A 21,454-nucleotide genomic window follows, 5' to 3' on the forward strand; every position below is an offset into this window, starting at 1 on the left:
ATTTTATTTTATTATTATATTTCTTGATATTTTATATTAATTGCCCTCCTCGGGCAAATTCTTACCTCTGTTTTTTCATCCACATTTGAGGCGAAGGCGAATAGAAAATTTAAAGTAATAATGTAAATGGCCGTATCGAAAGAGTTCTGACTCCAAATGACATCTCCGGGGTGCGACAACTAGCGGATGTGAGGCATGTAACGCGGCAACAGTTGCACATATGCCATGCACCACGCCTATCAATGACTCCACCATTTTCCATATGCCCAATGGTTTCAAATTTTCGTCTGCCACGCACATAAAGCTGCAACGGCCATACTCGGATTGCTTTGCGCTACTTTGCTTGGTCTTGCTGGTGTTCGCACTTCACCAGAGTGCTTTGTCGGGCTCCTGGCGTTGGGACGACGGCATGCATCTGCTCCATACGACCCAGTATCCATGGATCAGTGTGTTTCTTGATCCAGATGTCATGCGATCTGTGTCAGGCAACCAGTTCGCGCCATGGAATCTATTTTTGTACTACGTCAACAGAGCGCTCTTTGGTGCCAACGTACGCTGGTATTACGCCCATCACCTTCTGTCACTTTGGGCTGCAGCTGCTGGGTTGTACGTGCTCTTGCGACAATGGCTTCCGGCACATCGCGCATGGGTGACCCCGGCTTTGCTGTTGGTCGGCGTCCCGGCGGCTCAGATGGCTCAGCAATTGATGGTGGGGCACTACATTGATGGGCTGGTATTTGCTAGCTTCGGACTTGTATTGCAGATACGCGCCGTCAATGCCTGGGAAACTGCCCATGGCAAAGCTCTGGGTATGAGCCTTGCTGGGGCATTGCTTTATGGATTGGCATGTCTATGCAAGGAGATCTATGTCCCCTGGATATTGATGTGGCTTGTTGTGCCATGGGTATTCGTGCCATCAGCGCGCAGAGTTGCGGTTTGTGCTGCACCGGCCATGCTGGTGGCCTTGGCGTACACCTTGGCGCGCTTGCAAATTTTTGATGGTGCAGGGGGCTACTACGGCGGCGGTGGAAGCAGTTGGGAAGTTTCCAATGTTATGCGCAGTCTCGCTTCTATTCCTGGCGTCCTGTTTGGAGACGCTGCATACGGCCTGATAGCCTTTTCCCTGGTGTGCATGGCATTGTTTGGAGGAGGTCGATATTCATTCGCTTGGGGCGTGGTGTGCGCCTCTGCTCTTGTCGTTACGCTACTGCCCCTGGTGGTTCTGGCGGGTAGCAATCCTCCGTGGGCACTACACGCACGTTATCTCTGGGCCCCATGGATTCTGGTTTGCTTGATCTGGGCCGTTCCATGGAAGGGGGCGCTCCGCTGCATGCAGTGGTTCGCCTGCCTGCTTTTTGCAACTTTGGTCATGTGGCAAATGGCTATCCTGCGCCCGGACGATCAACAGCGCGAAGCGCTGTTCGACGCCCACTCCCGGATGGTGCTGCAGCCGACTTCCGAGATAACGCATTGGGTACCAGCGGTATTCAACGGCGCTAGCTATGTGACCTTTGTAACTTACGCCGCTCACGAAGCGTTGCGTCGCACCGGCCACGCTGTGGGCAACCCGCCAAAAATCCTGCGTACCTTTTCCAGCAACACTGTCGATCAAGCGTCAGTACAGGTCTGGGACGCATTGTGCAACTGCTTTCGGCCACTCCTGACGCTGACATTGGTTGAGCGTGAAGCAGCGCTTGCCCGAGCGCAATCCGAAAAGGGCCTGCTGTTGCCAGGCATCCACCCACTAGCAGATGCCTATCAGGGGCCCACTCCCGAGATGCGTGTGGAGGGCAATAAATTGCTTGTATCCGGCATAGCGGCCTCGGAAGGCGCTGGGCATGTGCTGATCTTGGCCGGCTGGGCGCCAACTAGATTGGTTGCATCCAGCGTGACTGTGCAAGCACGTACGGATAACCCTGCGGCTAAGGACATGAAGTTCGAGATCGTGCTCGAGGCTCAAGATGCCACTGCCATACGCCAAACTCGAGACCGTCTATGTATATTGATGCAAAGTCAGACCCATCCATATACTTTCATTGCGCTGGACGCCGCGGCACCCTCCACCGCATGCCGCGCCCTGCTGACACCGTTGGGGCTGCGGCAACCGCCCGAAGCATCACCGTGAAAGAAGCGTATCGCCCCAGAGCGTGCCTGAAGCGACCCGAGCATTCGTCTTTATTCATACCTGATGTGTTTGGAGGAGGTGTTCGCCGAAGCGACCTGGGGCACTAGTGCCCAGATCAACGCCATCGCACAACGGGTCCGAGGCCGCTTGGGCCGTGGTCTGCGAGGGAATGAGATTGAGTCTCTTCAAAAATAATAGCAACAAACGATTTACCAGTGTGCGTAAATGGTCAATAACGGTTGTGCTTTGTGAGTTGGATGACGTCCACGCCTCGCGCGGGGGCTGCGCGAGTAGGCGGAGGCGCGGTCCGCCTGCACGTATGATGGTGTGCTCCGCTGTGGTTTCAGCGGAATCTACTGTCTCACGGACTCCGGCCCGTCATGTCTCTGATCACGCAATTCAACGCCCAAAGTCAAGCGTGCATGGTCGATGTGGATGTCAAGCCCGTAACGTACAACATTGAGATGGCGCATCAATTTATTACAGGCATAAATCCTAGTCATCATCGCGTCTGGAGGCGCTCGGTAGCGTGACCCAATCGGCATCGTCCGCATCAGGTCGCCCAGCAAGCCGACGGCCCGATCCTGCTGCGCGATCAGCGCGCGCTGAGTGGGTGGCGGTCAAGTTCAAACTTCTGCCCCCGAACCAGCAATCGCCTGTCCGAAGGCGCAGGAGGTTTTCAAACGGCATCAATCTTGCTGCAATCTTTAATCTGCAAAAAACCCCGGAGATGTAACGAATGAGTTCCGAGATCACCAAGAACCGCCAGCAGGGCTGGTTGCTTGCCATATTTATTCTTTCGGGTTTTGCAGGGCTCATTTACCAGTCCATTTGGTCTCACTATCTCGGTCTTTTCCTGGGCCATGCTGCCTATGCGCAGGCACTCGTCCTTGCAATCTTCATGGGCGGTATGGCTGCAGGGGCGGCCTGGATCGCGCATGCCGGGCAGCGCTGGCGCAATCTGATTCGCTGGTATGCCCTCATTGAGGCGGCGATCGGCCTGCTGGGGCTGTTGTTCCATTGGGTGTTTGGTGGCGTCACCGCGTTCAGCTATGAATGGCTAATTCCAACACTGGGGGCTCCCGCGGCTATTGATATCGCGCGCTGGTTGATTGCTGTTTTACTGATACTGCCGCAGACCATTTTGCTGGGTATGACGTTCCCACTTATGAGCGGCGGCCTCATCCGCCGCTTTCCTGGCAGCGATGGCAGGTTGCTTGGAGGGCTCTACTTCAGCAACAGTATTGGCGCGGCTGCGGGCGCGCTGGTGGCTGTCTTCGTGCTGCTGCCTTGGATCGGACTGCCAGGAGCCATAACAACAGCTGGCCTGCTCAACCTGATAGTTGCCGCCTTGGCTTGGTGGCTCGCTCGTGATCCCGAGCCTGCTGCCCCTGTTGCAAGCGCCGCGCACACTGAAACTGAGAAACGTCTCGCCAGGAGTCCTTTGCTGCGCGTCGTGTTGCTCAGCACGGCACTGTCCAGCGCTGCCTCTTTCGGGTACGAAATCATCTGGATCCGTATGCTTAGCATGGCCGTGGGCAGCACTATGCACGCCTTCGAACTAATGCTTGCCGCGTTCATCGGTGGCTTGGCTTTGGGGGGGCTGTGGATTAGCAAGCGCGCCGATACGACGGACAACCCACTGCGGTTGGTGGGCTGGATGCAAATTCTGATGGGCGTTGCTGCGCTGGCTTCTCTGGCCGTGTACGCCAACGCCTTTGCTTGGGTGGGTTGGTTGATTGATTCTTTGACCAAAACCGATGGTGGCTACGCCCTCTTCAACCTGGGCACTGCCACCATCGCCATCGCCATCATGCTGCCAGCCGCTTTTTTTGCTGGCACCACACTACCGCTGTTCACCGTCGCCCTGTTGCGTGCGGGGCATGGTGAGCGGGCCATTGGGCGGGTCTATGCCTGGAATACCCTCGGCTCTATCGTCGGCGTTTTTGCGGCAATCCACCTGCTGATTCCCGTGATTGGCCTGAAATTGGCCCTGTGCGTAGCAGCATTGGTGGATTTGGCCATTGGCTTGGCTTTGCTGCGCTGGCAGGCCGATAGCCAGCGGCAGATGCTGCGGTTCGCTTTGGCCACAGGGTTGGCCGCAGTGGCTGCGATCATCGCTGTGCGCATTCCCTATGATCCGCTAACGCTGGCATCTGGCGTTTTCCGGCATGGCCGCACGCAGGTGGGCGAGGGATCGCGCATGCTGTTCTATCGGGATGGCAAGACAGCCAGCGTGTCGGTGTTCCATGCGCCCAATGGTTTTACGACTATTGCCACTAACGGAAAACCAGATGCAGCTCTGCAAATGGCCAAGGACGGCCCCCCAGCGGCCGATGAACCGACGATGATTTTCGCTGCGGCTTTGCCGCTGGCATTGATGGACAAGCCGCAGGAAGTTGGTGTCATTGGCTTCGGCTCTGGTTTGACAACGCATACCTTGCTTGCCGATCCGCGCGTGAAGTCAGTTGATACGATTGAGATTGAGCAGGCGATGGTGGATGGGGCGCGCGCCTTCGGGCCCCGTGTGGCACGTGCCTATACAGATCCGCGCTCCAATGTGGTGATCGATGACGCAAAAGCCCACTTTTCCGGACAACGCCGGAAGTTCGATCTCATCATCTCCGAGCCTTCTAATCCGTGGATTAGCGGAGTGGGAACCCTTTTTTCTAAAGAGTTTTATAAGTTTGTGCCGCAACACCTGACGGAGAACGGCCTTTTCGTCCAGTGGGTGCAGCTTTATGAGATTAATGACGAGCTCGTAGGCTCAGTGCTGCAGGCGCTTACCCCCGCTTTTTCTGACTATGCCGCCTGGATTTCCAACCACTCCGACCTGATCATCGTTGCCAGCCCACACGGTAAGCTACCTAAGCTGGATTTCGGGCGCTTGGCGCCTGAACTGCAAAACGAGTTGGCAGCGCAGGGCGTCACTAAAGTGGAGCATCTGGCCTTCCGGCAGGTGGCAAATGCTCCCTTGCTACGCGCCTTTGCCTCTGCCCATTCCACTCTGCCGCCGAATTCCGATTTTCTCCCTGTGCTGGGCTTGAAAGCTCCGCAGACACGTTTCCAGATGACGGCAGCCCAATCTATGCTGACCCTGCCTTTCATGAACTCCACCTTGCTGGATGCCATGGGAACGCGCTCTCCTATGCCATCCAATGTGAGCTTGCCAGATTTCACACACTTCCCTGCGGAAGAAGCAACGAAAAAAGCACGCTCTTTGGCAGAAGAAATGCGTGGCACCTCCCTCAGTGGGAGCCATCCCGGTGCCGTGCTTTTGAAATCGATGAGCGGGCCAGATTGCTGGGCGTTTCGGCAGGATGCGGATGCCCGCGCGCGCTGGTCCAACCAAGTGCGCGCGCTCTACGACGTGACACTGCAGTTCCTGCCCCCCGATTTGCTCCAGGGCGTATGGGTTGCGCCAGCCTGGCAGCGCTGCACCACTCTTGGACCTGATTTTCAGCGGGTACTGGACATGATAGCCAGTCACGCCCGGCGCGACTACGTCGCGATGGAACGCCTGGGGCGGGAGTGGCTAACAAACAAGCCGAGCCAGGGCAACGCTTTCCTTCGCCGGGACTTTGATCCTGTTGCGCTGTCAGGTCTGTTGCTCGCCCTCGTACATCAGCAGCGTTGGGGCGACATCGAGGCCGCGCTTGATCAATACCGCGCCGTTCCCGCACCCGACCAAGAACACCGCGCCCAGCGCGAGCTCATCGCGGCACTCGCACGCACTCAGAAGAATCCGTCCAGCGGAATGTAGCTGACGAGGGCTGCGGTAGCTGGGTCGATAAGCACCACCCAATCCGCAGTCCTACGGCCGACCAATGGCAACCAGAGCAATGGCGCATTTCGATTGCCGGCAGCGCGCTCGACGGCCGCATCGATGAGTGCCACGTCCAGCGGGTAGCGGGCGCGCAACGCCTGCAGTGGCCGAGCGCGCTCCAGTACGTCAGCCCGGCTCAAAGCAAAATCCTGCCAGCGCACTGGCCGCTGAGCGGCATCCACTCCCTGGAGCGCGGCTTGCACGCTCGCTGTCTTGGCCTCCAACTCTAGAGCTTCCGGCTTGGTGAGGCCCATCAATCGCGGCGGCTGCAGGTTCCACGGCGTAAACCATTCGGTACCTACCGCCTGTGACAACTCCTCTTCAGGCACGTCTGCGTGGCTGATAACGCGAAATCGGTCAACCTCGAACACCACGGCCAAGGGCCGCGCCTGGGCCAGGGCATGCACACCATAGCCAAGAGCGCCAAGTTGCAGGCATACGATCAGTGACGCATCAACGGCCAATGCACGACCGGACTTGCCAGGCCGAATCAGCAGCCAAGTGAGCAGCGGCCCGCAGACTACGTCCACGCCCAATATCCACCAGAACAGGCGCATGCCACCACCCATCTGGTGGTGCGGCGTGGGAAACCAGAAGCCATACACCAGCAACCCTAGTCCCAAAGCCAACAATAGCGACAGCCCCAAATGCCAGAGCGGCAGCCACTGCAGTCGTCGGGAGTAGTTCAAGCGGGAAAAGAAAGAATTCAAGGCAACGCTGCTTTTCATGGTGAATAGAAAGAGGAAACTAGAATATGGTGATGCCCGCACTTACCGCAAGCTAGTCAAAAAAAAAGCGCCCGCAATGCGGACGCTTGAAGACTTATCTGTTTTTTGCCGCAGCGAGCGGCAAAAAACGTACCGCTTTACTCAACGGCACTCGGAAGGAGCGTACTTCGCAGGAAGAGTACCCAGCACCACGTTCTTGAGACTTCGCGCGGTTGCTGTGAGCGTTGTGTTGGAACCGCAGGCCCAGTCGATGGCTCCCTGAGCACCGGCAACGGGGACTACGCCGTTGACGTTGGGTGCAAAAGTGATGGTTTGGCCATTCAAGCCAGTAGGAATACCGTTTTTACCGTCTGCCTTGATTGCCACGGAGAAATTCCAAGGTGTCTTTGTGGCAGTGACAATGTCGTTCACGTACTTGGACTGCTTCTCGGCCGTTGCAACCTTTGCATATGCAGCTGCTGCGTTATCGAGACCCGTGATGCTGTCAGTCTGGAAGGCTTCGCTGTACAGCGACTTGACGGATGAACCGGCAATAACGGCTTCAGACACCTTGGCGCGAACCGTATAGTCTTGGTAAGCAGGCAGGGCCACTGCGGCCAAGATACCGATGATCGCCACGACGATCATCAGTTCAATAAGGGTGAAACCCTTTTGCATGAAACGCTTCATAAGAAACTCCTTGGGAGGTCAATTGCAATTGATAACCTGCAGAAGAATTCTTCAGGTTCATCAGATCCCAGCATCTTTCGTGCCATGTTGCATTCCTTCTAGGCGGCGGCGAGTGCTACGGCAAAGAGCCGTGAACTGACCACACGCGTAAAAATACAGAGCAAATTCCGCTATGAATGACATTTTTGCGCTGCCAAGAATGTCACCAATTGCATCCTCCTCGGATCATTGGAGCAAGATGGGGCCGTTCGGTCCCTGCGGCCCATCCAGATCCTCCCGCACATCTCAACCCTCGATCCAAATTATTTGTATAGCAATAAATCCAACGCCATTCAGCGCAAAAGCTGAATCAGAACGTTCAATTCTCACACCTAGACCACCAACTCTTGTCCTGCCTGCAGCCACCGTATGTCGTGGAGCGCGGCGAAGCCTCGTGGCGTGTACGCATCGAACTGCCGGATCTCCTCCATGATGAGCCCGGTTTCCGATGGCTTGGTGTGTGTGATGTAGATAGGGTAAGGCGCGCCCGGCCGTATGTTGGACAGTTCTTCGGCCAGGGTGGAGGGTGACAGATGTAGGCTGCGGCTGGCGAGGTCGCGCTCGCGGTTGCTGAAGGCGGTCTCGATGACGAGCATGGCTACGGGCAGAGCGTTAACGCGGACCCAGAAGGCGGGGTTGCGCTCGGTGTCGCCGCTGAACACCCACCAGCCGTTGCTGCCTTGGGCCGCAAAACCAACGGCGGGCACCGTGTGCACGGCGGGCAGGGCCTCCAGGATGGTGCCGTCGATGTCGATGCGCTGGCCGGCTTCGATGGAGCTAAAGCGCATGAAGGGCTGGGCGGGGGTGGGGATGGCGCTGAAGTCCGGCCAGATGATGTTGTTGAACACATGGGCCTTCAGCGCAGCAATGGTGCCGGGCAGGGCGTGGACCTGCACGGGGGTGCCGCGTAGAGACGAAACAGCGTCAAGCATCAGCGGCAGGGCCGCGATGTGGTCCAGGTGCGAATGCGTGAGAAACACATGGTCGACGCGGCGCATCTGCTCCAACGTGAGGTCGCCCACGCCGGTGCCGGCGTCGATCAGGATGCTGTCGTCAATCAGGAATGAGGTAGTCCGGCAATCTTTGGCAATGGCTCCGGAGCAACCCAGTACGCGAACCTTCATGAACCCGCCTTGTCCTATTGGTTGTTCATTGGCTTACTTGGTATCGAAACTGGTGGCGCTGTCCCACGCGGGATCGAAAGGCTGCCCTCGCAGGGCCTGCACGCGGTTGGCATACAGGCAATAGAGCGAGGAGTGCGGGGCGTTGTGCTGCAAGTCTGTCAGCAGTGTGCCGCATTGTGCCCAGTCCTGGGCACGATAGGCTTCGAGAAAGTGTTGCCAAGTGGATATTTCTGAGGTCCGCACGGGGGACAGTTTGCCTAGGGGGGACATTGGCGAGTAGATAACGACCGCCTGGGCCTTGCCCTTGACGCGCACGCGGTCGAGTTCCTGCCAGGCGAACTGGGGCACTCGGGCGTGGGTAGTTTCGCTCACCACGGTACGCACGCCATAGTGCTTGGACAGGCCTTCCAGGCGAGACCCCAAGTTCACCGCATCTCCGATGACCGTGTAACTGCGTCGGATGTCCGAACCCATGTCGCCCACGCACATGGTGCCGGTGTTAAGCCCTATGCCAATACCGATTTCCGGAAGCCCGCGCTCCCGGTGCAACAGGTTGATCTGCTCAACCGCACGCTCCATGTCCAGCGCTGCCTGCACTGCGAGTTGCGCGTGTTCTGCGGTTGGCACCGGCGCTCCCCAAAACGCCATGACGCAGTCCCCCATGTACTTGTCGATGGTGCCTCTGTGGCTGCGAATGATGTGGGTCAACTGGCTGAACACGTCGTTGAGCAGGGCTTGCAGCTGCAGGGGCTCCATCTGCTCTGACATGGCGGTGAACCCCCGCATGTCGCAGAACATGACGGTCAGTTCGCGGCTGGTGGCCTGCATGCTGTAGTTTTCGGGCTGCTTGACCATCTCGTCCACCAACTCGGGTGGCACGTAAGTGCCAAACAGTGCAGCCAGTTCCCGCTTGGATCGGCTTTCCACAAAGTAGCCGTAGACCATGTTGAGCGCGAATGCCAGTACCGCCATCACGATTACCGTCGCCAGTGGCATTGCCAAGCCTTGGGCGAGATAAAGCCACAGGTTGAGGCCTGCCAGCGCTGCAACCACCCCCAGGCTGAGAAGCACCGCGTAGGTGGCTGACAGCGCGGGCAGGGCGAGGGCCAGCAAAACACCTGCGCAGAGCAGTTGTGCAGCGTCAAAGCCCACCGCGTAGTCGGGTCGCACGATGCTTTTGCCATCGAGAAAGGCGGACAGCATATTGGCGTGGGTTTCCACGCCGGGATAGGTTCGGCCTACGGGGGTTACGCGCAGGTCGAGCAGACCGGGGGTTGTTGAGCCCACCAGAATCAGTTGGCCTTGCAGGTTGTTGGCAGGCAGTTTGCCCTCCAGTACATCCGACGCGGAAACATAGCGGAATGACCCTCCGCTCACGTCGCCGGGGCCGCGAAAGGGTATGAGTGTTGCTAGCCGGTCGTCTACAGGCAGCGCAAGTTCGCGGCCATCCTGGCGCAGCACGATGCTGTGCAAGGTGTCGTGGGTGCCTTGGGGGGCGGCGCTGACATAGTTGGGATGTACTTCCGGCAAGCCAAGCAGCGTGCGAAACATCGCAAGCGCCAAGGATTCGTAGTACTTTCCCTGGTGCTCCGCAAGGAGAGGAAGGGAACGGACAACGCCATCGTCATCGGTAACCGAGTTGAAAAAACCCGCAGCAGGCACAGCATTGGCCAGTTTTTCAATGTTGCTGCCGTATCCACCCCAGGAGGTGGCCCGCAATGCGAGACCACGAAGTCTTTCAGTGGGCAAGGCAGGAGGGGGTAGAACGCCTTTTGTTCTCCCGTCCCGGTCACTGGTGAAGTAGTAGCCTAGAACCGCAGGTCGGCCTTGCAGAGCGTGGGCAAAGAGTGCGTCGTAGTCAAGAGTGGGAGCCAGGCGCGCCAGTTGTTCCTTGAAGCCCGTCTGCGCCCGCAAAGGCCCTTTGGCCAAACGCTCCAGGTTTGCGAGACCCGAGCTTCCGTCTGCTTCCGCGAAGAGGACGTCAAACCCCACCAGCGCGACCTGTTGCCGTTCAAATAGCTCCTGCGTCAAAGCAGCAAGCTTGTCCCGTCCCCAAGGCCAATGCCCCACCCTATCAAGGCTTTTTTCGTCAATATCCACGATGACGATACGCTCATCCAGCGTACGCGGCATGGTCGCACGCAGCCGGGTGTCGTAGATGATGTTTTCGAGCCGCTCCAGCACCTGGAGATGAAGGGCGCCTGAAATGTGCAGCAGTGCAAACGCTAACGGAATCAGGGTGACTGCCGTGCGGCGAGCGTGCCGTCGGAACAGATGCAAGAGTCTGGATTGCATGGGTTCCGGCGACAAGGTCGGCAGATAAATTGCCAGATGGGGCGCGAGGCCCGGGTGCGGCCGTCAGCTTTGTTCGAACTGCATTTCCGTACCTGCCAACTCCAGCCGATCACCGTGTTTGAGAGGTACAGGAGATGTGCCGATGGAAGCACCATTGAGCAGAGGCATGTCGGGGCCCTCGACATGGGCCAGCACAAAGCCCTGATGCCGCTTGGTAATGGAGGCCACAGCAACGCCAGGTTTGCCGATGGTGGTAACCACCTTTTGCAGCGACACTTCCCGCCCCGCAGCGGCACCAGACATCACACGGATGACCCCGGAGATGGGCGGGGCAGTGGCAGCACCCAGCGGGGCAGGCCGGGATGCCGTGCCCAACGGAGGCACCATTCCCGGTTTGAAGATCATGGTCTTCTCGAAGTTTTGCCCTTCAGCCTCGTGCATGAAACGGATCTTGTACTTGCCCACCTCAACGGTGTCGCCATTGCGCAGTTCCTGGCGCTTGACAGCCTTGGCGTTGACGTAGGTGCCGTTGGTGCTCCCCAGGTCTTCAATTTCCACATCCTGGCCTGCCATGTGAATGACGGCATGTTCGCCGCTCACGGCGAGGTTATCGATCACGATGTCGTTGTAAGGGCGGCGGCCGAGCGTAGTGCGCTCTTTGGTCAGTTGCACTTCCTTGATGACAACCCCGTCGATTGAAACGATCATTCTGGGCATGATCCACTCCTGATGTGATGAGTAATTGTTGTAGTCGGCGCCACTTACGCGGCCCCTAGCAATCGGGACATAAGGCCGCGTTTCTTGCCCCCCGCAGCCGCTTGCACCAGCAGTACGCTGACGTTATCACGCCCACCGTTCGCATTGGCAGTGTCGATGAGCAATGTGGCTTTTTCCTCCAAAGGCAGTGGTGTTCGCACCAGTTCCGCCAAGTCAGAGTCAGCGACCATGTCCGTGAGGCCGTCTGAACACATTAGGAACAAGTCATTGGGGGCCACCTGAAACTCGTTGACTTCCATCATGACATTGGGCTCTACGCCCAGCGCACGGGTAACGAGATTGCGGTTGGACGACAGCGCGGCTTGCTGCGCTGTAAGCAGGCCGGCATCAACCTGTTCCTGGAGCCAGGAGTGGTCACGTGTGATCTGCTGCAGGGTGCCATCGCGCAGGCGATAGCAGCGGGAGTCGCCAATATGTCCGAGGATGAGGCGGCTGCCGTGGAAAACCCCGACCACCAGGGTGGTGCCCATTCCCGCATATTGGGGGTTGGAAAGCGAGGCACCCAGAATGGCATGGTTGGCGTTCTCGACGCAGATCTCCAGGGCTCGCCGCACGTCGGTCGATTGGGGAGTGCTGCCGGCCTGCCCCAACCAGCGGGCCATCTCGGTGCGGATGAACGTGGTGGCCATGCCGCTTGCCACTTCACCAGCGTTGTATCCGCCCATGCCATCGGCGAGGATGGCGACCTGAGCATCCCGGTCGACCGCCACCGCATCTTCATTGTTGGTGCGCACGCGGCCTTTGTCGGTGCGTGCGAAAAATTCGTAGGTCATGGATGTTGGGGCGAGCGTCATCGGGCGCCTGAAATCGGCGGGGATGCCGCGCCCCGCCCAGCGGGTTGCTCCATCACGGTTCTCTGAAAATCCGCCATTTCATGCCCTGTTGCATCGCGGTCCGCATCATAGACGACTGCTCCCGGCTCCGGCGATCCCGCCTGTCCGGCTGCCACGCCCGCCTGCCGCAGGTCGGCGGCAAATTGCCGGCCCGTCTGGCACCGGGCCTCCGGGCGTTTCTGAAGGGCCTGGGCCACCACGCGCGCCGCGGCGGGGGAAAGCTCGGGGCGCAGTTGCCGAATGTCGGGCGCCTCCGTGTTGGCGATTTTGTGCATCAGCTCCGTCATCGACTCCCCGCGCAGCGGCAGCGAGCCCGTCAGCAGCTGAAACAACGTGACACCCAATGAGTAGAGGTCTGACCGGCCATCTACCTTCTTGCCTGCGAGTTGTTCCGGTGACATGAAACTTGGGGTTCCCAGAACCAGTCCTGTGCGTGTCTTGCTGGAATCCGTGATGCGTGCAATGCCAAAATCCGTCACCTTCACGGCATCCGTGGCGGCGTCGAACATGATGTTGGCAGGCTTGATGTCGCGGTGCACCACGTTGTGTGCGTGGGCGTAGTCCAGCGCCTCGGCAACGCGTGCTCCGATGGAAAGCACCGTGGCCACCGGTAGAAGATGCCCAGCATGGCAGGCCCGCGCCAGGTCTGCGCCCTTGAGGAACTCCATGGCGATGTAGGCCAGATCGTGTTCCTCGCCAGCATCAAAGATCGTCACGATGCAGGGGTGCTGCAGGCGCCCCGCTGTTTCTGCCTCGCGAAAGAACCGGGCTCTGGCGTCGATGAGTGCGTCGCCCTCGAACTCTTCGCCGAGCGCCAGGGTCTTGATGGCAACCACGCGTCCAATCTTTGGGTCTCTTCCCAGGTAGACCACGCCCATCGCCCCTTTGCCAATCTCCCTGTCTATCTGATAGCGGCCCAGCATCGGTATGCCGGTTGCGGCATCACCTGGCAGGCGCGGCGCTGGGGTGGGGGGAATCGATGCGGGTGTGCTGGACGGGGCGCCAGTTTCCTTCTGCAAGTGCGCCCGCACACGCTTGTACCGTGCATGGGCATCCTTGTATCCCTTGTTGTGCTGCAGGATGTGTTTGTAGACGGACTTGGCCTTGGCAAAGTTGCGCTTGCGCTCAAAGTCCTGAGCCAGGTGGTACAGGTTGTCCATCAGGGCATCGCTGGGCGGCACTCGGCGCAAGCGCTCGAAGGCCATGTCCAATTGGCCCTGCCCTTGCAGCGCAAGCCCCATCATGCGATCGGTTTCGGCGGTTTCCGCTGATGGGGGCGTACCTCTTGCGCTGAGCTTGCCCAGCACGGCAAAGGCTGTGATGCCTCCCAACAAAGCCAGCACGCCGGGCGCCAAAGGAATCCAGAGCCCTGCGTAACGCAGCAGGCCCCACTCAGTGGCGGCGAGCAGGAGCAGGAGCCCTGCGCCCAGCACTCCACCGGCTGGACGAGAGAGTCTCGGAAGGGCCAGCGCAACAAAGAGCAATGCTCCCAGTGCGCTGCCCCAGGACGCCGTCCATGCCCACTCAGGCCGTTGCACCCCGAGGCCCAGCCTTATGGCGGACAGCGTTTGCGCCAGTACCTCCACGGGATACATCGTGCGCGTGCTGGACTGGACCCACGGGGTGACCAGCGCGTTGCTTGTCTCACCCAGCAGTACCACTTTGTCCTTGAAGTCCTGTGGCGGAATCTTGCCGCTGGATACCTGGGCAAAAGACACCACAGGGAATGCGGAGGCACCGTCCGGCGCCGCGTGAAATCGCGGGTGCATCACCGCCGAACCGTCGGTCACAACGTGCAGCCCACCCATGCGAATGCCCTGAGGCTCCGTCTGAACCCGCAGTTCGTTTTGGCCCAGGTGCAGACTGTGCCTGGCCGCGAGCAAGGCCAAGGAGGGCACGCCGACGTCGTCGTACCGCAGCAGAAGGGGAATGCCGCGAAGGTGTCCATCTTCGTCCAGGGCGACCGAAAGATGACCGACGCCTGCCGCCACCGAACCGATCCCGGCTACCGGGTTTTGCGCCGATGTGGCGGGGATCGCAAAGCTTGCCGGGTTCGGCAAAACGCTGCGGTGCACATAGGCGGGCAGCGGTGTGCGGGCACCGCCCGCCAGGGTGTAGCGCGAGGCCAGGAAAACGTTGCCGGCCCGTTGGATGCTGGCGGCCAGGCGCGCGTCAGAATCCAGAGCCTTCTCCGCCTCGTCTACGGTGCGGCTCAACTCCGTCGCCAGCGGGGATGTGTCCCCCGCCCGCGCCATCGTGTCCCGCATTTTGCGAAGGTAGGCAAGGCCACGGTCGGACTGGGGTTCGGCAAAAGACGGGGTCAGGACAATGGTCTTGGCGCCAGCCGCCGAAAGCTGGTCGATCAACTTGGCGTAGACATCCCGAGACCAGGGGCCGTTGCCCAAGCTTTCAAGGGTGGCATCGTCGATGCCGATGATGGCAATTTCAGGCAGCGGGGCTGGCGTGTGGATGCTGGTCGCAGCGTCATACACGCGGTACTCCAGCCACTGGAACAGACCCGTGGCTGCGCACAGTGCAACCAGCACCGCCGCAGCCAATGCGCCCCGCAAACCATCGGTACGCCACATGCCAAGCCACCGCCCCGAGGTTGTTCGTCCCACTGCTGATATTCCACTCTCTGTATTGAGAGCTGTTCAAAGCAATATTTAAGCCGGGGCGCCAGGGGGCTTGGTGTGACCCCCAACCGCGTGCGACGGGTGGTTCATCGAGGATTCGATGGCGGTTCTTGTCGGGGCAGGCAGGATGCGTGAATCGGGTGTGCCATTTTTGTCACCCGAATGCGACGAGCCACCGGACACACTTTGGCCCACCCATGCAAAAAGCGCCCGGAGCGTTGGTTCCGGGCGCTTTTTTTTGAATTCGCCTTCCTCTGCGAGCCCTCAAGCCCGAGATGTCCGCGGTGACGCGGACGGGCGTAGCGAGATTTACTTCAGCTGGGCCTTGAGCAGCTTGCCCAGTTCCGAAGGATTGCGGGTGATGATGAAGCCCGACTCTTCCATGATCGCCAGCTTGGCATCGGCCGTGTCGGCGCCGCCAGAGATCAGCGCGCCAGCGTGGCCCATGCGCTTGCCGGGAGGGGCCGTCACGCCAGCGATGAAGCCCACGATAGGCTTCTTCATGTTGGCCTTGCACCACTGGGCGGCTTCGGCTTCGTCAGGACCGCCGATTTCGCCAATCATGATCACGGCGTCGGTGTCTGGATCGTCGTTGAAAGCCTTCATCACGTCGATGTGCTTGAGACCGTTGATGGGGTCGCCACCAATGCCCACAGCGCTCGACTGGCCCAGGCCAACTTCGGTCAGCATGGCCACGGCTTCGTACGTCAGCGTGCCCGAGCGGGACACCACGCCGATACGGCCCTTGCGGTGGATGTGACCGGGCATGATGCCGATCTTGATTTCGTCAGGCGTGATCAGGCCAGGGCAGTTGGGGCCCAGCAGCAGCGTCTTCTTGCCGCCAGCGGCTTCCTTGGCCTTCATCTTGTTGCGCACCATCAGCATGTCCTTGACCGGAATGCCTTCGGTAATGCAGATGGCCATGTCCAAGTCGGCTTCGACGGCTTCCCAGATGGCATCCGCAGCGCCTGCTGGAGGCACGTAGATCACCGACACGGTGGCGCCAGTCTGTTGGGCGGCTTCCTTGACGGATGCGTAGATCGGGATGTTGAAGATCGACTCGCCCGCCTTCTTGGGGTTCACGCCCGCCACGAAGCAGTTCTTGCCGTTCGCGTATTCCTGGCACTTTTCGGTGTGGAACTGGCCAGTCTTGCCCGTGATGCCCTGGGTGATGACCTTGGTGTCTTTGTTGATGTAGATCGACATGTGTGTTCTCCGGGCTTACTTGACGGCAGCAACGATCTTGGTCGCAGCTTCGGCCATGGTGTCTGCAGCGATGATGGGCAGGCCGGACTCGGCCAGCATCTTCTTGCCCAGCTCTTCGTTCGTGCCCTTCATGCGCACGACCAGCGGCACGTTCAGGTTCACGGCCTTGCAGGCGGTGATCACGCCGGTGGCGATGGTGTCGCACTTCATGATGCCGCCGAAGATGTTGACCAGAATGCCTTCGACCTTGGGGTTCTTCAGCATGATCTTGAAGGCTTCGGTCACCTTCTCGGGGGTGGCACCGCCGCCCACGTCCAGGAAGTTGGCTGGCTCGCCGCCGAACAGCTTGATGGTGTCCATGGTGGCCATGGCCAGGCCGGCGCCGTTCACCAGGCAGCCGATGTTGCCGTCCAGGCTGATGTAGGCCAGGTCGAACTTGGAGGCTTCCACTTCGGCCGGATCTTCTTCGTCCAGATCGCGGAAGGCCACGATTTCGGGGTGGCGGAACAGCGCGTTGGCGTCAAAGTTGAACTTCGCGTCCAGGGCCATCAGGTTGCCCTTGGAGTCGCAGTTCAGCGGGTTGATTTCCACCAGCGACGCATCGGTGTCCATGTAGCATTTGTAGATCTTGGCGAAGATGTCCACGGCCTGATCGATCGATGCACCGGTCAGGCCGATGGCTGCTGCCACCTTGCGGCTCTGCGCCTCAGTGATGCCGGTCAGCGGGTCGATCATCTCGGTGATGATCTTCTCGGGCGTGGAGTGGGCCACTTCCTCGATGTCCATGCCGCCTTCGCTCGAAGCGATCAGGGCGACCTTTTGCGTGGCGCGGTCGGTGACCAGCGACACATACAGTTCGTTCTTGATGTCGGCGCCGTCTTCGATGTACAGGCGGCGAACCTTCTGGCCCTCAGCGCCCGTCTGGTGCGTGACCAGCTGCATGCCCAGGATTTCGCTGGCGCGTGCCTTCACGTCGTCAATGGTCTTGGCAACCTTCACGCCGCCGCCCTTGCCACGGCCACCGGCGTGGATCTGGGCCTTGACCACCCACACGGGGCCGCCGAGCTTCTGGGCTGCTTCAACGGCTTCTTGCACCGTGAATGCGGGAATGCCACGCGGAACGGGCACACCAAAATTGCGCAAGATTTCCTTGCCTTGGTATTCGTGAATCTTCATGAGGTCTCTCTCAGGGAAGGGTGGTAGTTACCCGTTTACCATGAACAGATGTCTGGCCGCGGGCTTGGGACATGGCAACCCGCGACTGTATCATGTTGCAACGCACCATCCTTGTGCCTAACTTACACCCTGGGCTGGGCTGGTAGCCTTCCCATACCCCCTTTTTCTCTTTTCTATTCCGGCAGCCGCTGCCGCCTTTTTGCAGGAGCACCTCCATGTCCAAAGTCTTTATCGATGGCGAAGCCGGTACCACGGGCCTGCAGATCCGCGAGCGCCTGCAGGCCATGCCGCAGATCGAGCTGGTCAGCATTGCGCCCGAGTTGCGCAAAGACCCGGCCGCCAAGAGCGACCTGATCGCGGGGGTGGACCTGGTGGTGCTGTGTCTTCACGACGATGCAGCGCGCGACACCGTGGCCATGGTGGACGAGATCGAGCGCACCTCGGGCCGCAAGGTCAAGGTGATCGACGCCAGCACGGCCCACCGCACGGCCGATGGCTGGGTGTACGGGTTTCCAGAACTCGCTGCATCGCAGGCGCAGGCGGTGCGCGACGCCACCCGTGTCTCTAACCCCGGCTGCTACGCCACGGGCGCGATTGCCATGCTGCGCCCGCTGGTGGACGCTGGCCTGATCCCTGCGGACTACCCTTTGAGCCTGCCTTCGGTGTCGGGCTATTCCGGCGGCGGCCGCACCATGATCGAAGCGTACGAGGCAGGCACTGCAGCGCCGTATGAGGCCTACGCCCTGGGCCTGACGCACAAGCACATCCCCGAAATCCTGCGCTACACCGGCCTCACACGCCGCCCGGTGTTCATCCCCGCCGTGGGCAACTTCCGCCAGGGCATGCTGGTGCAGTTGCCGCTGCACCTGGACCTGTTGCCCGGCGCCCCCAAGGCCCGCGACCTGCACGACGCGCTGGCCAGCCACTACGGCCGCACCAACACGCCCGAGCAGTGGGTCAGCGTGCTGCCGCCCACCTATGATTTGAAGCTCGCCGCCGACACGCTGACCGACACCAACAAGCTGGAGCTGCGCGTGTTTGCCAACGAGCAATACCGGCAGGCCGTGGTCATCGCGCGCCTGGATAACCTGGGCAAAGGTGCCAGCGGCGCCGCAGTGCAGAACCTGCAGCTGATGCTCGGTCTCTGAACCGCTACGGATTTCCCCACCCTCCTGTCTGCCCGGCAGGTTTTCGACGCGCCAGACCTGGCGCGTTTTTTCTATGGGCCTCCCTGGCGGAATCGTTTAAGCTGATTCCAGACCGCTGACCACGCCAGGCCCACTGGCGCACGCCGTATGTTTGGGGGGCTGATGGGTTTTCCACTGTCTTATGACATCGTGGCGCCGCAGATGCGGTCGCTGCAGAAGCTCGAAGCTGCGTTGCAGCGCCTGGATCTTCGCTGGGAGGTCATCGACACCACTGCACGCATCGTGTGCCCGGGCGAGGCGGCGGGTTTCCTGCATACCCTGGACCAGACGCGTACCGCGTTCGCCACGCTGGCCCAGGAGATGGTGGAGCACATTGCCACCACCCACCTGAGCAACCGCATGGGCGACCTGGCGTCCCGCGCCCAGGTGGCCATCGATATTCTGGTGCGCAACCTTTTCGAGCGCACGGCCGATGTCGGCTTCATCGCCACCGATGGACCGCTGGTGGCTTTTGTGGAGGCTGCGGCAGTCCAAGGCGACCCCGATGCCGCCACGCTGCTGCGCCAGCGGTTGCAAGAGTACCGCGCCAAATACACCGTCTATGACGACATCCTGCTGCTGGATGCCTGTGCCCATCCGTTGCTGGGCCTGCAAGACCGGCAGGTGACTGAGGCCTTGGTTGTGCAGGAGCCCTCCTGGTGGCGGGGTGCGATGGACAGGTCCGGTTATGGCGAGCACTACGGTGCCTCGGGCTGGTATCCCGGCGAAGGCGATCTGCTACTGTATGTGCACCGCGTTGTATCGGCGCAGGGGCGCGCCTGCGGGGCCGTGGTGCTGCGCTTTGGACTCCATTCCGAGCTGGAGTCGATCTTTGCCGACCTGCGCGACCCCGAGGACCGCGTGGCGCTGCTGCTCGTAGATGGCAGTGACCGTGTCATTGCGTCCAGCAAGCCCGCTGAATTCTCGGTGGGCGAGGTCCTGGCCACTGGCTCTCTGCAGTCGCTTGACGCCCGCCCCTGCACCCACCGGGGCCACGACTACCTGGCGCAGGCGCGCACCACCCGGGGCTATCAGGGCTACCAAGGCCTGCCCTGGCGGGCGGTGGCGCTGGTGCGGCTGGATGCGGCGTTCAAGGGCGAGCAAGGTATGCAGGAGTCTGCAGGGGGCGGTGGCGCGCAGGCGACGGCTGAGGCAGCGCGCATGGAGGTGGACGATCCCATGCTGCGCGCCATTGTGGAACGCGCCCGCGCCATCGAAGAAGGGCTTACCCGCGTGATCTGGAATGGCAAGGTGGCCGAATCGGCGGTGAGTGCAGGCTCGTCGATCCATGCCGTGTTTGACCAGATCGGGCGCACGGGCAAGGACACCATTGCCGTCTTCGACGGTGCCATCCAGGAACTGCGCGGACTGCTGCTGGCAGGGCGCCGCGCCGAGATGAAGGCCCATGCCGGCCTGGCGGTCCGCATCATGGACCGCAACCTCTACGAACGTGCCAACGACTGCCGCTGGTGGGCGCTGTCCGAAGAACTGGCCCATGCGCTGGGTGACATCCAGGCGCGGGGCGCGCCCGGGCAATCAGCCGCTGCAGCACAGCGCGCGGCACAGATCCTCGCGCACCTCAACAGCCTCTACACGGTGTACCGGCGCGTGGCGCTGTTTGACCGCCAGGGGCTCGTGGTGGCCGTGTCCTGCGATGCCAACACGCTGCCCGCCGACCTGCAGCTGGATGCCGACCTGGTCCGGCGCACCCTGGCCTTGCAAGGTTCGCAGGCCTACGCCGTGTCGCCCATGCAGCCCCAGGCGCTGGCCGATGGCTTGCCCGCCTATGTGTACTGCGCCGCGCTGCGCGCTGCGCCGGGCGGCCCGGTGGTGGGCGGCATCGCGCTGGCTTTCAACTGCGCCACCGAGCTGAAGGCCATGCTGCGCGACGCACTGCCGCAGGGCCAGGGCATGCGCGGCTTCTTCACCGATGCGCAGGGACGCGTGCTGGCCAGCGCTGACGAGGATGGCCCGGATGCCGCTCTGGGCGGTGCCCAACCTGTGCTGCCTTTTGTGGCAGATATCGCACGGGCCGCAGTGCCACCCGCCGCCGCAGGGCGGCAGCCCGGGCAGGGCGCAAGAACTTCCTCTGCGGCGACTGCGTCTGTCCTGCCCGCCACCGCGCAGCGCGTGCACTGGCAAGGGCGGGACTATCTGGCGGGTGTGGCGGTCAGCACCGGATACCGGGAATTCAAGCGCGACGATGGATACCGGGAACCCGTGTACTCCGTATTGCTGATGCCCGTGCAGCCCGCCGTGGTCAGCGGCGGTGCCCTGGCCTTGCCGCAGTCATCTGTGCAGGGGGCGGGCGGCAATGTGCGCCGCTATGGTGTGGTGGCCTGTGGCGCCCTGCTGCTGGCCATTGACAGCATGCACGTGCAGCAGGCCATGTCGGCCGCGCGCCTGGTGCAGGTGCCGGGCCCGGCGCAGCTGGCCGGCATGCTGGAGATTGCCCACGAAGGCGGCACCCGCATGGCGCCCGCCTATGACGCCTGCCGCATTGCGGGCCTGTCTGCATTGGCCGACCCTCGGCGGGCCGTGGCGGTCGTGGTCAAGAGCCAGGGCCGCCCGGTGGTGCTGTTGGTGGAGCGTCTGGTGGGCGTGGTGTCGCAGGACAGCGTGCACCCTGTGCCGGGCAGCGTGTCCGCACATGCCCCATGGATCACGGGCATCCTGAGCGACCGAGGCTCGGGCCAGGCCATCGTGTATGTGGTGGACCCCAATGGCCTGGATGCCCGGTGGGTACCCTTGCCACCCGAGGTGCTTGCGGCACCCTCAGCCAGCAGTACCTCTGCAGAGTTGACAACACAGCGCTGACCGGGCCTGGTCTGTG

13 protein-coding genes are annotated in these 21,454 nt (G+C 60.9%); 4 read left to right on the forward strand and 9 right to left on the reverse strand.

Annotated elements, in window-relative coordinates; all coding sequences use genetic code 11:
• Window positions 1-220: 220 nt before the first annotated feature.
• Both AC2YJX_RS11070 and AC2YJX_RS11075 read left to right on the forward strand, forming a co-directional pair.
• On the forward strand, window positions 221-2,125 hold the full coding sequence (locus tag AC2YJX_RS11070) for a hypothetical protein (protein ID WP_487256061.1): 1,905 nt from the start codon (window positions 221-223) through the stop codon (window positions 2,123-2,125).
• Between the two features lie 739 nt (window positions 2,126-2,864).
• A complete protein-coding gene (locus AC2YJX_RS11075; protein WP_487256062.1) occupies window positions 2,865-5,888 on the forward strand; it encodes a fused MFS/spermidine synthase in 3,024 nt (1,007 codons plus the stop codon).
• On the opposite strand, the gene AC2YJX_RS11080 is transcribed toward AC2YJX_RS11075, so the two are convergent.
• From AC2YJX_RS11080 to sucC, 9 genes are all read right to left on the reverse strand, one after another.
• Window positions 5,861-6,679, reverse strand: a complete 819-nt coding sequence (locus AC2YJX_RS11080; RefSeq protein WP_487256063.1) for a TfpX/TfpZ family type IV pilin accessory protein — start codon at window positions 6,677-6,679, stop codon at window positions 5,861-5,863. The two genes, AC2YJX_RS11075 and AC2YJX_RS11080, sit on opposite strands and share 28 nt — an antisense overlap.
• Window positions 6,680-6,820: 141 nt before the next feature.
• Window positions 6,821-7,348, reverse strand: coding sequence for a pilin (locus tag AC2YJX_RS11085; protein ID WP_487256064.1), 528 nt, complete (start codon window positions 7,346-7,348; stop codon window positions 6,821-6,823).
• Between the two features lie 371 nt (window positions 7,349-7,719).
• Window positions 7,720-8,511, reverse strand: coding sequence for a 3',5'-cyclic-nucleotide phosphodiesterase (locus tag AC2YJX_RS11090; RefSeq protein WP_487256065.1), 792 nt, complete (start codon window positions 8,509-8,511; stop codon window positions 7,720-7,722).
• Between the two features lie 33 nt (window positions 8,512-8,544).
• A complete protein-coding gene (locus tag AC2YJX_RS11095) occupies window positions 8,545-10,806 on the reverse strand; it encodes a CHASE2 domain-containing protein (RefSeq protein WP_487256066.1) in 2,262 nt (753 codons plus the stop codon).
• Between the two features lie 63 nt (window positions 10,807-10,869).
• Complete coding sequence (locus tag AC2YJX_RS11100; RefSeq protein ID WP_218300858.1) at window positions 10,870-11,523, reverse strand: FHA domain-containing protein; 654 nt, start codon at window positions 11,521-11,523, stop codon at window positions 10,870-10,872.
• Window positions 11,524-11,567: 44 nt separating this feature from the next.
• Window positions 11,568-12,356, reverse strand: a complete 789-nt coding sequence (locus AC2YJX_RS11105; protein ID WP_121421578.1) for a Stp1/IreP family PP2C-type Ser/Thr phosphatase — start codon at window positions 12,354-12,356, stop codon at window positions 11,568-11,570.
• A 17-nt stretch (window positions 12,357-12,373) separates the two neighbouring features.
• Window positions 12,374-15,004, reverse strand: coding sequence for a CHASE2 domain-containing serine/threonine-protein kinase (locus tag AC2YJX_RS11110; RefSeq protein ID WP_487256067.1), 2,631 nt, complete (start codon window positions 15,002-15,004; stop codon window positions 12,374-12,376).
• 357 nt (window positions 15,005-15,361) lie between these two features.
• Window positions 15,362-16,258: a succinate--CoA ligase subunit alpha gene (sucD, locus tag AC2YJX_RS11115; protein WP_056056609.1), complete on the reverse strand. Its 897-nt coding sequence runs from the start codon at window positions 16,256-16,258 to the stop codon at window positions 15,362-15,364.
• Window positions 16,259-16,273: 15 nt separating this feature from the next.
• On the reverse strand, window positions 16,274-17,434 hold the full coding sequence (gene sucC, locus AC2YJX_RS11120; RefSeq protein WP_121508197.1) for an ADP-forming succinate--CoA ligase subunit beta: 1,161 nt from the start codon (window positions 17,432-17,434) through the stop codon (window positions 16,274-16,276).
• Window positions 17,435-17,649: 215 nt separating this feature from the next.
• Between sucC and argC the strand changes: the two genes are divergently transcribed.
• The gene (gene argC / locus AC2YJX_RS11125) at window positions 17,650-18,582 is read left to right on the forward strand and encodes an N-acetyl-gamma-glutamyl-phosphate reductase (RefSeq protein ID WP_487256068.1); all 933 of its coding nucleotides are present in this window, start codon (window positions 17,650-17,652) and stop codon (window positions 18,580-18,582) included.
• 162 nt (window positions 18,583-18,744) lie between these two features.
• Window positions 18,745-21,438, forward strand: a complete 2,694-nt coding sequence (locus AC2YJX_RS11130) for a chemotaxis protein CheW (protein ID WP_487256069.1) — start codon at window positions 18,745-18,747, stop codon at window positions 21,436-21,438.
• The last annotated feature ends 16 nt before the right edge of the window (window positions 21,439-21,454 follow it).

The sequence above is a fragment of the Acidovorax sp. SRI_002 genome (genome assembly GCF_057586455.1).